Origin of the sequence: Aureimonas sp. AU4 (genome assembly GCF_001463765.1) — a bacterium.
Taxonomy (GTDB): domain Bacteria; phylum Pseudomonadota; class Alphaproteobacteria; order Rhizobiales; family Rhizobiaceae; genus Aureimonas.
On sequence record NZ_BBWK01000081.1, the window covers coordinates 1 to 13027 of the forward strand.

Genomic DNA, 13027 nt, shown 5'->3' on the forward strand with positions numbered 1-13027 from the left:
ATGCGCACGCTCTGACTTTATCCTGGTGAGGCTCAACCTATCGTCTGCAAACCGGCAGCTTCGGATGCGCTTTACCCCTCCTCGGCAGTCAAGCGTCCCGTTTTGAGGACATCAGCGTAGTAGCCGAAATGCAGGCCGTGGTGCTGCTTGAGGGTCCGAAGGACCGCCGGTGACCGCTCCATTGCGGTCTGGGCCAACGCAACAAATCCGCACCGTTGCGTCGGGATGGTGAGTTCGACGGCGGCCAGCCCGAAGTGAAGTGCTGCACCTTCGCGGATGAACTCCCGCTCTTCATCCTCGTCCATATCGAGAACGAGGTTGGGTCGGAACCGCTCGGCGGTCATCGCCTGAGCGGGAACGGCTTCCTGCAACCGCGCTAACATACCCGTTGTAATGACGTGCAGGGGCGCACGCGGGTAACGAGGTTGGACATGCGAGGTATCAGCTGGTTGGCCGCGCCACAGTCCTGTGGGCCGGATGTCGACCTCGAAGCCGAAGTGATCGTTCAGCGCCTCCTCAGCAGAGGTGCCAAAAGCCGCGAGCCAATCCTTTTGCGGCGTCTTGATGGACAGGTTCAACCCCACACCGCGCGCCCGCACCAGAGGTGCCGGTTGCCATCGGGCTGAGTGTTCCGGACTAGCGACCTCCCCCGTCGCACGACAGACGATGGAAAACCGTCGGTCCTCTGCCAACCCGGAAGCCAACAGGCGCACGCTGGCGAGACGCTCACCAGTAAGCGAAGCGATGGGATAACGCCAGATCTCCACGAGACGCATGGCCGCGAGCCTTCGATCAATGAAACCGTATAAGGACGGGAAAGCTCTGGCTCAGACGGGTCGCCCAGGTCTTGCAGGCCGGGAGACGTACAGTCAGCGGCTCTGGACAAGCCATCGATCTTTGAGATTCTCGCACCTGTATAATCGCAATCTGCATCGCCAATAATCGTATAGATGCGAGTACATTAGAGTGTCCATGATTGAAATTTCATTTATTTTATAGTTGTCGCCATTTTAGCCGGCTCACATTATGCCATGCGACAGCGTCATCATGCTTCATCCTCACCGTTTGAACGACACCTAAACAATGAACCGGCCAGATAGTGGAACAAGGGCATGCTCATCATCCTTTCCGGCGACACCCGCTTGTGCGGGATCGTATCGATGGAGGGATGAGATCATGGCGAAGGAAAAGACGCTGAACGACGCGTTCTATGAGACGCTCAAGGATGTGTACTACGCCGAGCGTGCCTCGGTGAAAGCACTGAAGAAGTCGGCTCGATCCGCGCAGTCAGCCGAACTGAAGCAGGCGTTCGAGACCCATGCGGAGGAAAGCCAAGTTCAAGTCGAGCGCCTGACGCAGGTCTTCGAGATCATCGGCAAAGCGGCACGCGGCAAGACTTGCGAGGCGATGCAGGGTCTGACGGCCGAGATGGAAGAGGATCTGGAGGACTTCGGCGGTACAGAAGCGGCTGACGACGTCCTGATCGGATGTGCCCAGGCGGTCGAGCACTACGAAATCGCACGCTACGGCACGCTGAAGGCTTGGGCGACCAAGCTCGGCTACGACGAGGCAGCCCAACTCCTGGACGAAACGCTTCAGGAAGAGATCAAAACGGACCAGCTTCTCACACAGGTTGCCGAGAGCTTGCCGTCCAGCGGGGCGGTCGGCACCTAGGCCAGAGGCACTTGGCGTTCCTCCCCACAGTTGGACAACGTACCAGCTGCGGGGAGGAAGGGCCGGATGAGTTTGGGGCGACACCTCTACTAGGTTGCCAGAATGAAGGGTGTGGCCACGCCAATCGAGTTCTACGAATGATGCGCCCGCAGCGACCGGATAGCGTCCATCTCGGGGAACAGCAGGTCATGCCAGCCGCTGATCCTCCTCCTTCCGGCTCAGCGACGTCCGGGCCGCGCATCGTCGTCCTCGGCGCGGGCTTCGGCGGTCTTGAGGTCGCCCGCGCGTTGGGGGCCGCTGGCGTGCCGGCCACCGTCGTCGACCAGCGCAATCACCACCTCTTCCAGCCGCTGCTGTATCAGGTCGCCACCGCAGCGCTCTCGGCGACCGACGTCGCGGAGCCGATCCGCAGGATCCTCGCGAAATACCCGTCCGTTCGGGTGGTGTTCGGCGAGGTCAAGCGGGTGGAGCACGACCGCAAGCGGCTTCTGCTGACCTGCGGCAAGGAGATCGCATACGATATCCTCGTGCTCGCGACCGGCGCCACGCACGGCTATTTCGGGCACGACGAGTGGGCACGCTTCGCACCGGGACTGAAATCCATCGAGGATGCGCGCACCATCCGCTCGCGCCTCCTGCTCGCCTTCGAGCGTGCGGAGCGCGAGAGCTATCCCGATGAGCAAAGGAGGCTGACCACCATCGCGGTCGTCGGAGGCGGGCCGACCGGGGTGGAGATGGCAGGCGCGATTGCCGAGCTTAGCCGCTTCGCGCTGGCGCGCGACTTCCGCAACATCGATCCCATTACCACGCGCGTCTTGCTGATCGAGGCCGGTCCCCGGCTGCTGGGCACCTTCTCGCAGGAAGCCTCGGACTATGCCCGCGCGCGCCTCGAGCGTCTTGGGGTCGCGGTTCGGCTCGGCACGGTGGTCAGCGACATCGCGGAAAGCTCAATCGAGGTGGCGGGCGTGCGCGAGCCGGTCGGTTTGGTGATCTGGGCGGCCGGCGTCAGGGTGTCTCCGCTCGCCGCACAGCTTGGGGTGCCCACCGACCGCGCCGGCCGCATTCCCGTAGCGCCGGACTTATCCGTGCCCGGTCTCGAAGGTGTGTATGCCCTTGGCGACATTGCCAGCTCCCCTGGTGAGGATGGTCGGCCGCTCCCTGGCCTCGCGCAGGTCGCCAAACAGCAGGGCGTTCATCTCGGCCGGGAACTTGCTCGCCGCAACGAGGCCGTCGGCGATACCGCACTCCAGCCGTTCCGCTACGAGAGTCGCGGCAATGCAGCGATCGTCGGGCGCCACGCGGCGGTCTTCGAACACGGTCGCCATCGCCTGAGCGGTTTCGTGGCCTGGATCGCCTGGGCCATCGTGCACGTCTACCTGCTCGTCGGCTTCCAGCACCGACTGACGGTCTCCGTGCAATGGCTGTGGCGCTACCTCACCTACGAGCGTGGCGCGCGACTTATCGCGGAGGATGTGGTGGAGGCTCCGCTACCGGCACAGCCTCGGCTGGTCAACGCGGCCAATCCAGCATCGAGTCGTTCAGAAGCTGAGCCGCAGTCCACAGCACCCTGAGCAAGGCGCCCGGCTGTTCCTGGTTCGGTGAGTTGCGGCGACCGCACTCCTGCTTGACGGTGCTGCACCTTGCCCGCAGCGAATGTGGAAGCGGAAGCCCGCCGAGGATTTTGCTTTGCACCGTCGGCATAGCGGACACGTCTCGGGAGTGCGGGTCCCTGCCAGCGAACAGATGCCGGTTCACGCTTTTCCTAAGATTGATGGCGCGGGCGAGAAGGGTCATCTGTTCGGCATCCAGAACGGTCCTGATGCCTGGACGAATGCTTCGGCGCCTTCCATCGCGAGATGAACCCGCTGATGGCGTCAGCCGATCATTTTAGGCCTTCGAAGACGCCGACCGCCAAGCCCGTACCGGTGCGGATCGATCCATCCGACCGTTCCGAGTTGTTCACCGAGCAAGGAATGGCGGCGCCCGAATGCGGCGGCACGGCCTAAAGGGTGGACAGGCCGAGTGACGCAGTCCGGGGTGGTTCCACCAAAGCTGCGAAGCGTCGGGAAGCCATGCCCTAGCTCCTTTCCCGTCTAGCAATCGAGCGTCGGACGAAGCGAGCGCCCGATGCTATTTTCCGATCATGGAGATCGATTTCGACCGTCCGCGATCGCTGTCTGTCGTCCCGGCTGTGACGTAATGCGCTTCTTCGGTCCTGGGTGGTTCCTTCTATGCGTCGCTGGCCTCGTCCCGCTGTTGGCAGGGTGTGGACGGGAGGTGCGCGACGACAATCTGCCGCCTCGGACCGGCCCCCAAAAAGCCGACGACGCACGGATCGTCTATTTCGACCGGAACGCCTACCAGATCGGCCAAGGTGGCCGGTATGCCGCCTGGTACGGTTGCAATACCTGCCATAGCCTTGGCGCGGTGGGCGTCCTGGACCTTGACGATGGGTCCTGGCGCTACGGCGGGGCGTTTGCTGATATCTACCGCTCAATCGCCGAGCGGCATCCCGCTCCAAACCAGAGCTTCGGGCAGCGCATTCCCGTTCAGCAACTCTGGCAGATGACGGCCTACGTGCGAAGCCTCCAGAGTTTCGGGGCCGAGCGTATCAGACGTCAGGGTCTCGATCAGGCCGGCGAGCCGCAAGGCGCGCAATGGACTGGGCCGTTGCGATGAGATGGACCTGGTTCCTTCTTCCGGCGCTCGCTGCTCTCAGCGGGTGCTCGGGCATCCAGTCCGTCGTCTCGCCCGCCGGCCGAGAGGCAGCGCATCTTCTCGACCTTCTGGGATGGATGCTCGTCGTCTGCAGCGGCATGTACGCGCTCGTTCTTGCTTTCCTGGCCTGGGGTCTCCGGCGTCGGCATCGCGCCACCGCACCCGGCGCCCCCGTCGTCGAGCCGCCCGACAAAGGATTGATGCGCGCCCTCGCGATTTGGGCGGGGCTGATTGTGATCGGCCTCACTGTCCTTATCACTCGCAGCTTCGTTGCCGACCGAAGCTTGGCCGTGCCGCGGGATCACGAAGCGCTGACGATACGCGTCACCGGCCACCAGTGGTGGTGGCGCATCGAATATCCCACGTCATCGGACGGGGTCGTCGTCGAGACGGCCAACGAGCTTCGTCTGCCGGCCGGGCGGACAGCGCGTATCGAACTCGGCTCGGGCGATGTGATCCACAGCTTCTGGGTGCCCAACCTTGCCGGCAAGACAGATGCCATTCCAGGCCGGGCGAACGTCTTGTCCCTGACGCCGACGCGTGTCGGCTGGTTCCGTGGTCAGTGCGGCGAGTACTGCGGCACCCAACACGCTCACATGGCTCTCGACGTGAACGTGCTTCCGCCCGCCGAGTTCGACGCATGGCTTTTCGGCCAGGCGGCACCGGCTTTGGGACCGGGCGACGATCGGGATTTGGCGCGTGGCCGCGAACTCTTTTCGAGCGGCCCGTGCGCCGCATGTCACGTCGTCCGCGGGACCGGGGCTGTCGGTCGTGCGGGACCAGACCTGACGCATATCGCCTCGCGTCGCTCGCTTGCGGCTGGCACCCTGCCGATGAGCCGGGGCGGCCTCCAGGGCTGGATCGCCAATCCGCAGGCGCTCAAGCCGGGAACGCTGATGCCAACCGTTTCGATCACGCCTGCCGACGCCGACGCCATCGCCGCATACCTGAGTTCGCTGCGATGATCGCCATCTTCCGACGCACGCGGCATCGCGAGGAACGTCACGCCACGGAGCGTTCCGAACGTCTCGCGCAGACTTGGGCCGATGCGCCTGGCTTGTGGGGTTTCCTCACCACCGTCGATCACAAGCGTATCGCTGCGCGCTACATCATGACCGTGGTCGTCCTGATGTTCGCCGCCGGCATGCTGGCGCTGCACATGCGCCTGCAACTCGCTTGGCCCGGCCTCACCATTCTCGGACCGCAGCTCTACAACGAATCGTTCTCCCTGCACGGCTCGACCATGCTCTTCCTGGTCTCCGTGCCCGTCATGGAGGCGATGGCAATCTGGCTGGTGCCGCTCATGCTAGGCCAACGCGCGCTCGCCTTTCCGCGTCTGGCGGCCTTCAGCTTCTGGCTCTACCTCGGCGGCGTCCTGATGCTCTGGATCGCGCATGCCTTCGGAATCACGCCGGATCTCGGCTGGTTCGAGTATCCGCCGCTCTCCGGCCCCGCCTACTCGCCCGGCCACCGCGCCGACATCTGGGCGCAGATGATCACCTTCACCGAGGTCGCCGCGCTGGCAGCGTCCGTCAACATCGCCGCGACCATCCTCAAGATGCGCCCGCCCGGCATGACGCTCGCCCGCATGCCGCTCTTCCTGTGGGCCATGCTCGTATCGTCGCTGATGACGATCTTCTCCATGCCGGCCGTCATGCTCGTCACCAGCATGCTGATCGCCGACCGGCTGGTCTCGACCGCCTTCTTCGCACCGGCGGCCGGTGGCGATCCGCTCCTGTTCCAGCACCTCTTCTGGTTCTTCGGGCACCCGGAGGTCTACATCATCTTCGTGCCCGCCGTCGGCTTCGTCACCGCCATCGTCGAAACCTTCTCGCGCCGCACGGTGGTCGGGCACATGGCGATGGTGCTCTCGGTCATGGCGATCGGGGTGCTGGCCTTCGGGCTTTGGGTCCATCACATGTTCGCCGTCGGCCTGCCGAAGCTCGGCAACTCCTTCTACACGGCTGCCTCGATGGCGATCGCGCTGCCGGCGGGGCTCCAGATCTTCTGCTGGATCGCCACGATCTGGAGCGGACGCCCCCGCTTCCGCACACCGCTCCTCTGGGTGACCGGCTTTCTCGTCACCTTCGTGATGGGCGGCCTGTCAGGCATTATGACGGCCTCCGCCCCGCTCGATCTCCAGATCACCGACACCTACTTCGTGGTCGCTCACTTCCACTACGTGCTGGTCGGAGGCGCGATCTTCCCGCTGCTCGGCGCCTTCGCGTACTGGTATCCCAAGGCGACGGGGCGCCTGATGTCGGAGCGCTGGGGCATGATCGCCTTCGGGCTCATCGTCGGCGGCTTCAACCTCGGCTTCTTCCCGATGCACATCCTCGGCCTGATGGGCATGCCGCGCCGGATCTATACCTACGAGGTCTCTCTCGGCTGGGGCCCGCTCAATCTCGTTGCCACCGTCGGCTCGGCGATCGCGATCCTCGGCGCGCTCGTCTTCGTCGCCAACGCGCTTCTCAGCCTGTGGCGCGGCGCCTTCGCTGGTCCCGACCCCTGGGAGGGTGCGACGCTCGAGTGGGCCGCGTCCTCACCGCCGCCGAGCTACAATTTCGAGCATACCCCGACCGTCGACAGCCTCGCCCCGCTCTGGAGCATGAAGCCGCTGAAGGTGCTCGACGGGATCGGCGTCGAGCGGCGCGAGGTGCTGGTCAGCTCCATTGCCGACGCCGAGCCGGAATACCGGCAGGACAGCGTGCCGCCCTCGATCTGGCCGCTTGTCTCGGCGCTGGCGGTCTCGGCCATGTTCGTCGGCAGCATCTACACGCCCTGGGCGATCGTCGCCGGCACGCTGCCCATCGCGATCGCCCTCACCGTCTGGTTCTGGCCGCGCCGGGAGCGCGCCGAAGGCGGGCTTCTGGGGGTGCGGCGATGAGCGGCGAAGCCAACGAGACGGTGGTGGTCGGGAGCCTCGCCGACCTGCCCGACCACGCGGAGGGCTCGCGGCACCTCGTCTGGTGGGGCAACCTCGGCTTCATGGCTATCGAGGGGATGGGCTTCGCGCTGGCGGCCGTCACCTATCTCTATCTCATGAGCCGGGGGGACGGCTGGCCGCCGCCCGGCGACAGCCTGCCGTCCCTGGGCTGGAGTGGAGTCTTCACAGCCGCATTGCTCCTCAGCGAGGTGCCGAACCTCTGGATCCTTCGGCAGGTCAAGGCGAAGGACGAGCGCCGCGTGCGGCGTGGCATGGCCCTCGCGACCGGGATGGGTGTCCTCCTCCTCGTCCTGCGCGGCTTCGAACTCGCCCATCTCAACGTGCGCTGGGACGCCGACGCCTACGGTTCGGTCGTCTGGCTGCTCCTGGTGCTGCACACGACCCATGTCGCGACCGAACTCGGCGACACGGCGGTCCAGACGCTCTGGCTCTACACCCACAAAATCGGCAACGCGCAGTTCGCCGACGTCGAGGACAACGCGAACTACTGGAGCTTCGTGGTAGCCACTTGGCTGCCGCTCTACGGGTTGGTCTACTGGCTGCCGAGGCTCAGCTAACATGATCCGGGTCAGCGGTCGCTTCGCCCTTCCCGTCGCGCTGCTGCTGCCGCCGCTCGCTTGGATGAGCTTTCAATATGGTCTGGGAGCAGTGCTGCGACCGGCTTGCGCGGCAGTCGGGTGGATTGGTCCAATTTGGGGCGGCGCGGCGCTTGCTGCCTGCATCGTCGCCTTCTCGGCTGCACGACGGGCGATCGGCGACCGAAGCGGTCGTGAGGGCGCTACCGGCCGCTGGATGGCGGCCGTGGCGTGCCTTGGCGCAGGCGTCTTCGCGCTGGCGATCCTATTCCAGACGCTTGCCACTCTGATCGTACCGCCGTGCGTGCGCTGACCGCCTTCCTTTGCCTGCTGGCGCCGCCGGCCCTTGCTCATGGCGGTCATGATCACGCCGCGCAGGATTTTTCCTGGACGCTCGATCCTTTGATCGTCTTGCCGCTGGCCCTCGTCGCATTCCTACATGCGATGGGTCGCTCGGCGCTCCTGACCAAGAGCGGACGCGGCCGTGCCAGCCTCGTCCGGCGGGCGCGCCTGTTCTGGCTCGGCTTGGCCATCCTAGCACTCGCTCTCGTGTCGCCCCTTCATGCTGCGGGAGAGCGATCCTTCGTTCTTCACATGGTGGAGCACGAGATCCTGATGCTCGTCGCAACACCGCTCCTCGTTCTCGGCGAACCCCTGCCGGTCATGCTTTGGGCCTTCCCGCCCCCCTGGCGTCGTCGCTTCGGACGCCTCGGCGCGGACCTGGGTTCGTCGCTCGCTTGGCGCATCTCGTCCAGTCTTGTGGGCGCCACCGTCCTTCAGGCGGCAACGCTCTGGCTCTGGCACATGCCCGCCCTGTTCAATCGGGCACTGGAAAGCGACATGTGGCACATCGCGCAGCACTTGAGCTTCGTCGTCTCAGCCCTCCTGTTCTGGAACGCGATGCTCGGGCGGCGTGGCGCGCGCGGCACCCGTGCAGGACAGCCGGCTCTCGCCGCGCTCTGCCTCTTCCTCACGTCCCTTGTCGGAGGCGCACTCGGCGCTCTCATGGCCGTCTCCGAAAGTCCATGGTTCGAGGCCTACGCCCGGCTGGGCGAAGCGCCCTTCGGGTTGTCCGCGGCGGAAGACCAGCAACTCGCCGGCCTCGTCATGTGGGTGCCGGGCGGCCTGGTTCATGTCGGGGCTGCCCTTCTTGTTGGGGCCAAGCTTCTGACGAGCCGAAAGGAAACGGTCGGTGCCCGCTAGCTTGCGTTTCGCTCTCGTCCTTTTCTTTGGCGGACTCGCTGCGGCAGCTTTGGCGCTCGGCGTCGCCCAATGGCAGCGAGAAACGCGATCCCGGATCGTGGCCGAGGCGGCGACCGGCGGCGATGCTGGATCCGGCTCGACAGCCATCAGGCGTTACGGTTGCGGCGCTTGCCACGAAATTCCCGGCATCCCTTCGGCGAGCGGGCACGTCGGCCCTTCGCTTGAGGGCTTTGCCGGCCGTGCCGAGATCGCCGGGCTGCTCGCCAACAATCCGGCCGAGCTTGTGCATTGGCTGCGTGAGCCACAAGCCGTAAAGCCAGGTAGCGGCATGCCGAACCAAGGGATCGACGAGACTGATGCCCGCCATATCACGGCATATCTACTTTCGCTGGACTGAGGCACCGGTTGGCTCATAACGCAAAACACCAACGCACTTTCCGCATCCGCCCTTTGGCTGCCCGCGGTGGCCGAGACGAAGCTTCCCCATTCAACGAGAATTCGCCTCTAGGCAGATTGGGCCATGCGTCATCCTGCGAGCGATAGCGTGAAAAGGGCCGCTCGCGGCGACCCTCGTCTTATCGGTACTGCTTGGATCCGTCAGGCATCAATCTGCCGGCGGCGCGCGTAGTCCAAGACGGCATCCATGAGGGAGGGCATCGTGGACGGCGCTCGCGGGCGATCAGCGCCAGCGCCGCGAAAGCGCCCTCGTCCGACGTGCACGCGGACGTGCGGTCGACAATCTCGTCCAAGGCGGCGCCGAGTTGCGCGTCGGCCGTCCGTTCTGCGGCCCTGCTGGTGGCGACGTTCAAGCGGACGACCGCGGCCCTATGGGCCTGGACGATCGCTCAGAGCGGGTTGGTGTTGGACATGGTTTCGCCGTTCGGCATGATGCGGCCATTCTGTATTGTCGTTGCCTCTTAGGTAATCAACATTTAATGTTGGATACGTAAGACGAGCGTGAACGCCCGTCAACATAAAATGTTGGTTCGTATGACGCCCGCACAGTGCCGCGCAGCTCGCGCCCTTATCGACCTGACCCAGCCCGCCCTCGCGGAGAGTGCCGGCCTCGGCCTGTCGACGGTCGTGGACTTCGAGAAGCGCCGACGGAACGTCGCGCCGACGTCGGTCGCGTCGATCCAGTCCGCGCTCGAAGCGGCCGGCGTCGAGTTCATCCCGGAGGACGGCGGCGGGGCCGGCGTGCGATTGCGGGACCGGGTGGGCGTGCCCGACGAGGGGCTTCGGCCCGACGAGCTGGACGCGACGAACGACGATTGATGCGCCCTCTGCGCGATACAAGGACTGACCGAAGATGGCGAGACTGCGCAGCGGATCACGGACGATGGGCGGGCCGATGGGCTTCCTGGTCTCGGTCGATACCCGGATCGGCGGCAACATCACGCTTCCCCCGGACCGCTACAGCGGGACGGTCGCCTGGAAGGAGACCGCGACGCGATCCGGCTTCGAGCGATCTAAGAAGCGCTACAAGATCGAGCTCCCCGCCGAGGATGTGGTGCGTTGGGGCGGCGCCCCGGTCAGCGGGGGCGCCACGTGCCTGATCGATATCAGCGCCGAGGTCGCGGCGGGAGACATTCAGACCCTTTGACCGCTGCTCCGGTCGCTGAGCCGACGGTAGATAGGGCCAGCGCGGCGGCGCGCTCCAGCCGGCCCGGCACGACGAACGACGTTCGATTCGGAACCATCGTCATCTACGGCCGTCCTCCTTCCATACGGAACGGAGGACATCCCATGTCGAACCCACTCAACCAGCCCGGCCAAGATCTGCCCGAGCCCGTCTTGCCGGGTCAGGGCAACGATGCGATCGGTCGGCCCGACGGCGGCCCGGGCATCGGCAACGATCTTCCCACCGCTCCGGTCGAGCCGAACCCAGCCAATGAGCCCGACCCTACCAGACCGGCCCCCGCCGTGCCTGGGATGCCCGGCAGCATTTGAAGGCGATCGATAGGAATGGGAGCGTCGCCGCCGTTATATGAGCGCGACGCTCTCGAAAGTTGCGGGGAGACCTCCATGCGACCGAAGACAGTTGCCAAGAAGACGACGCGATACGTGCTTCTCGCCGTCTCGCTCGTGCTTCTGTTCGGGCTCGGCTTTCTGTTCATGCAGGACGCCGGACGTGGACGGGAAGCGCGACAGATTGAAACCATCCAGAACGCGCAGGAGCGGGTCCAGGGCGTGACGCCGACACCGGCTCCCATCGCCCCTGCGACGAGGCCATAACGCAAACGCCCTACCATCTGCCTTTTTGGGGACTGGAGGTTTTACGCCCCAGTGCGTGGTCCGGGATCGGCAATGCCGTGAGGCTCGCCGTCCGTGTATTCTGGCGACTGGCCGCCGTTGGGAAGCTTGCTTTCCTCGCGGGCAACACGCTCGCTTTCGGTCTCCCCGGAGGGATCGGTCTCCGTTGCAACCTTCGACCCGTCCGTGCGGATTTCGGTACCGTCTGCGTTGGTCTTCGCAATCTCGGACATGCTCGTCTCCTTCAAGGTGGTGAGGAAGGAAGGTGTGCGGTCGCCGGTGGTTCCCCAAAGCGGTCGCCGATACCTGTTCGTCGTGGCTTGCGGACCCAAACCCTCTCGCTTCGGTTTCCGTTGCCGCGGCAGGATCCACAGACAAGACGCGCGCCGCCCATCGAAAGCGTTCGAGATCTTTCGGACCCTCCCGTGCTTCAACCCCGTTGAGCGCAGTATGGATGGGAGACGGACGATGGATCATCGCACACGGGCAGATCTCCTGCTGATGACGCTGGAGCTGCGTCTTGCCTTACGCGCGCCCAGCGAACTCGTCGGCCAACGGTTGACCTCGCAACGGCTGCAGGAGATTGCGGCGGCTCTGGAGGAGCGGTTGAGCGAGAGCGGCCTGCAAGGGGAGAGCGGGCAAGCCTATCCGGCCAACGACCGTACATCGATATCGGGTGCTCGGACTGCGGTCGGCCTGCGCGGCAGGAGCTGACGGCCTCGCCCACATGTTAATCCGGTCGTTGGGAGCTATCCAGACGCTTTGACCATCGTGTCGTTCAACGCAACCGGTATCTGCGGCCTGGTTAGTCCCAGGCGCAGAAGCCGTGCGGACGCTCGGCGGTCGTGTCGACGATTACGACGCGCTGAGACAGCGCTTCCATATGCTCAGCGAGCTCGACCATCCTGGCGGTCGGAATGATCGGAAAGACGCATGTCGTCTGCTCCCGGGCGGCGAGCCGCAGTTCCAGCGCAAGGGCCATCAGCTGCCAACGATCCTGTCGCGTCATCTGCACTCCGGCATGAAATCCGGCGGGCAACGGCAGGGATCAGGTTAAGCTCCCGTTACGTAAATTTGTCGGATTGTCCTTTTCGTCGCAGGCGCTGAGGGTTCATCACGCCGCGCGGGCGAGCGTGACCGTTCGCCGATCGCTGCGAACCTTCACGGGGGCAGCTTGGGCATGTTCGATCAGCATCTCACCAAGGAACCCGTTGGCCTCCCGCAGCGAAACGTCGCTGCACTGACGAGCGATCAGGATCGCTAGGTCCCGCATGTGAGCGCGGCCAAAGCAGAACGCAGCCAGGTCAGCCCGCTGCGGCGACTCCAGCGCATCGACGATCTCGACGACGCGCGCTTCGGGCGAGCGCAACAGCAAGCCGAGAAGCTCCAGATCGACCGGGCAGGTCGCTTCATTGGGCATGTAGCGGTTCGTCATGGGGTCGGGTCTCCTGCTAGACCTCATTCCATCATGCCGGCGTGTCGCCGGGCTGACGATAGTCGCGACCCGTTCAATATGGCGGCGTGCGGCTACGGGACCGGGTGGGCGTGCCCGACGAGGTGATCCGGCCCGAAGAGGTGGACGCTACGAACGACGATTGACGCTACACGGCCCACTCGACCGGCGGCCGGCTCGCGCCGAGCCGCCGATACGGCAGGG

At 65.0% G+C, this 13027-nt stretch carries 18 protein-coding genes; 14 read left to right on the forward strand and 4 right to left on the reverse strand.

Annotated features, from left to right (window positions below):
* Positions 1-71: 71 nt before the first annotated feature.
* Positions 72-776: an MOSC domain-containing protein gene (locus AUL35_RS21740; protein ID WP_082666476.1), complete on the reverse strand. Its 705-nt coding sequence runs from the start codon at positions 774-776 to the stop codon at positions 72-74.
* 400 nt (positions 777-1176) lie between these two features.
* Here AUL35_RS21740 and AUL35_RS19635 point away from each other — a divergent pair, with 400 nt between their 5' ends.
* From AUL35_RS19635 to AUL35_RS19690, 13 genes are all read left to right on the forward strand, one after another.
* Positions 1177-1674: a ferritin-like domain-containing protein gene (locus tag AUL35_RS19635; RefSeq protein ID WP_062018008.1), complete on the forward strand. Its 498-nt coding sequence runs from the start codon at positions 1177-1179 to the stop codon at positions 1672-1674.
* Between the two features lie 137 nt (positions 1675-1811).
* Positions 1812-3245 carry an NAD(P)/FAD-dependent oxidoreductase gene (locus AUL35_RS19640; RefSeq protein WP_244493844.1) on the forward strand — a complete coding sequence of 478 codons (1434 nt, stop codon included), beginning with the start codon at positions 1812-1814 and terminating at the stop codon, positions 3243-3245.
* A 706-nt stretch (positions 3246-3951) separates the two neighbouring features.
* The gene (locus AUL35_RS19645; protein WP_156418100.1) at positions 3952-4353 is read left to right on the forward strand and encodes a cytochrome c; all 402 of its coding nucleotides are present in this window, start codon (positions 3952-3954) and stop codon (positions 4351-4353) included.
* On the forward strand, positions 4350-5357 hold the full coding sequence (coxB, locus tag AUL35_RS19650; RefSeq protein WP_082666478.1) for a cytochrome c oxidase subunit II: 1008 nt from the start codon (positions 4350-4352) through the stop codon (positions 5355-5357). Before AUL35_RS19645 ends, coxB begins: the two co-directional genes overlap by 4 nt.
* Complete coding sequence (locus AUL35_RS19655; protein WP_062018014.1) at positions 5354-7279, forward strand: cbb3-type cytochrome c oxidase subunit I; 1926 nt, start codon at positions 5354-5356, stop codon at positions 7277-7279. Before coxB ends, AUL35_RS19655 begins: the two co-directional genes overlap by 4 nt.
* A complete protein-coding gene (locus AUL35_RS19660; RefSeq protein ID WP_062018016.1) occupies positions 7276-7896 on the forward strand; it encodes a cytochrome c oxidase subunit 3 in 621 nt (206 codons plus the stop codon). The genes AUL35_RS19655 and AUL35_RS19660 overlap by 4 nt, the downstream gene beginning before the upstream one ends.
* A gap of 1 nt (position 7897) precedes the next feature.
* Positions 7898-8227 carry a hypothetical protein gene (locus tag AUL35_RS19665; RefSeq protein WP_062018018.1) on the forward strand — a complete coding sequence of 110 codons (330 nt, stop codon included), beginning with the start codon at positions 7898-7900 and terminating at the stop codon, positions 8225-8227.
* The gene (locus tag AUL35_RS19670; RefSeq protein WP_062018020.1) at positions 8215-9117 is read left to right on the forward strand and encodes a cytochrome c oxidase assembly protein; all 903 of its coding nucleotides are present in this window, start codon (positions 8215-8217) and stop codon (positions 9115-9117) included. The genes AUL35_RS19665 and AUL35_RS19670 overlap by 13 nt, the downstream gene beginning before the upstream one ends.
* Positions 9107-9514, forward strand: coding sequence for a cytochrome c family protein (locus AUL35_RS21745; protein WP_202814289.1), 408 nt, complete (start codon positions 9107-9109; stop codon positions 9512-9514). Before AUL35_RS19670 ends, AUL35_RS21745 begins: the two co-directional genes overlap by 11 nt.
* Before the next feature lie 560 nt (positions 9515-10074).
* Positions 10075-10392, forward strand: a complete 318-nt coding sequence (locus tag AUL35_RS19680) for a helix-turn-helix transcriptional regulator (protein WP_244493845.1) — start codon at positions 10075-10077, stop codon at positions 10390-10392.
* Between the two features lie 34 nt (positions 10393-10426).
* Positions 10427-10720 carry a hypothetical protein gene (locus tag AUL35_RS19685; protein ID WP_156418101.1) on the forward strand — a complete coding sequence of 98 codons (294 nt, stop codon included), beginning with the start codon at positions 10427-10429 and terminating at the stop codon, positions 10718-10720.
* A 143-nt stretch (positions 10721-10863) separates the two neighbouring features.
* The gene (locus AUL35_RS22310; RefSeq protein ID WP_156418102.1) at positions 10864-11067 is read left to right on the forward strand and encodes a hypothetical protein; all 204 of its coding nucleotides are present in this window, start codon (positions 10864-10866) and stop codon (positions 11065-11067) included.
* A gap of 75 nt (positions 11068-11142) precedes the next feature.
* The gene (locus tag AUL35_RS19690) at positions 11143-11352 is read left to right on the forward strand and encodes a hypothetical protein (protein ID WP_062018030.1); all 210 of its coding nucleotides are present in this window, start codon (positions 11143-11145) and stop codon (positions 11350-11352) included.
* A 41-nt stretch (positions 11353-11393) separates the two neighbouring features.
* Here AUL35_RS19690 and AUL35_RS19695 read toward each other — a convergent pair whose 3' ends face one another.
* A complete protein-coding gene (locus AUL35_RS19695; protein ID WP_062018032.1) occupies positions 11394-11603 on the reverse strand; it encodes a hypothetical protein in 210 nt (69 codons plus the stop codon).
* A 235-nt stretch (positions 11604-11838) separates the two neighbouring features.
* Between AUL35_RS19695 and AUL35_RS19700 the strand changes: the two genes are divergently transcribed.
* Positions 11839-12084, forward strand: coding sequence for a hypothetical protein (locus tag AUL35_RS19700; RefSeq protein WP_062018034.1), 246 nt, complete (start codon positions 11839-11841; stop codon positions 12082-12084).
* A 91-nt stretch (positions 12085-12175) separates the two neighbouring features.
* On the opposite strand, the gene AUL35_RS22315 is transcribed toward AUL35_RS19700, so the two are convergent.
* Positions 12176-12379 carry a hypothetical protein gene (locus AUL35_RS22315; RefSeq protein ID WP_156418103.1) on the reverse strand — a complete coding sequence of 68 codons (204 nt, stop codon included), beginning with the start codon at positions 12377-12379 and terminating at the stop codon, positions 12176-12178.
* A 105-nt stretch (positions 12380-12484) separates the two neighbouring features.
* Positions 12485-12805: a hypothetical protein gene (locus tag AUL35_RS19705; RefSeq protein WP_062018036.1), complete on the reverse strand. Its 321-nt coding sequence runs from the start codon at positions 12803-12805 to the stop codon at positions 12485-12487.
* Positions 12806-13027: the final 222 nt, after the last annotated feature.

What these genes read in the sequence shown, in the direction of transcription:
- AUL35_RS19635 (WP_062018008.1), top strand. Translation starts at nt 1,177, where the DNA reads ATGGCGAAGGAAAAGACGCTGAACGACGCGTTCTATGAGACGCTCAAG.
- AUL35_RS19685 (WP_156418101.1), top strand. Translation starts at nt 10,427, where the DNA reads ATGGCGAGACTGCGCAGCGGATCACGGACGATGGGCGGGCCGATGGGC.
- coxB (WP_082666478.1), top strand. Translation starts at nt 4,350, where the DNA reads ATGAGATGGACCTGGTTCCTTCTTCCGGCGCTCGCTGCTCTCAGCGGG.
- AUL35_RS21740 (WP_082666476.1), bottom strand. Translation starts at nt 776, where the DNA reads ATGCGTCTCGTGGAGATCTGGCGTTATCCCATCGCTTCGCTTACTGGT.
- AUL35_RS19655 (WP_062018014.1), top strand. Translation starts at nt 5,354, where the DNA reads ATGATCGCCATCTTCCGACGCACGCGGCATCGCGAGGAACGTCACGCC.
- AUL35_RS19695 (WP_062018032.1), bottom strand. Translation starts at nt 11,603, where the DNA reads ATGTCCGAGATTGCGAAGACCAACGCAGACGGTACCGAAATCCGCACG.
- AUL35_RS19700 (WP_062018034.1), top strand. Translation starts at nt 11,839, where the DNA reads ATGGATCATCGCACACGGGCAGATCTCCTGCTGATGACGCTGGAGCTG.
- AUL35_RS19640 (WP_244493844.1), top strand. Translation starts at nt 1,812, where the DNA reads ATGATGCGCCCGCAGCGACCGGATAGCGTCCATCTCGGGGAACAGCAG.
- AUL35_RS19705 (WP_062018036.1), bottom strand. Translation starts at nt 12,805, where the DNA reads ATGACGAACCGCTACATGCCCAATGAAGCGACCTGCCCGGTCGATCTG.
- AUL35_RS19665 (WP_062018018.1), top strand. Translation starts at nt 7,898, where the DNA reads ATGATCCGGGTCAGCGGTCGCTTCGCCCTTCCCGTCGCGCTGCTGCTG.
- AUL35_RS19690 (WP_062018030.1), top strand. Translation starts at nt 11,143, where the DNA reads ATGCGACCGAAGACAGTTGCCAAGAAGACGACGCGATACGTGCTTCTC.
- AUL35_RS22310 (WP_156418102.1), top strand. Translation starts at nt 10,864, where the DNA reads ATGTCGAACCCACTCAACCAGCCCGGCCAAGATCTGCCCGAGCCCGTC.
- AUL35_RS19660 (WP_062018016.1), top strand. Translation starts at nt 7,276, where the DNA reads ATGAGCGGCGAAGCCAACGAGACGGTGGTGGTCGGGAGCCTCGCCGAC.
- AUL35_RS22315 (WP_156418103.1), bottom strand. Translation starts at nt 12,379, where the DNA reads ATGACGCGACAGGATCGTTGGCAGCTGATGGCCCTTGCGCTGGAACTG.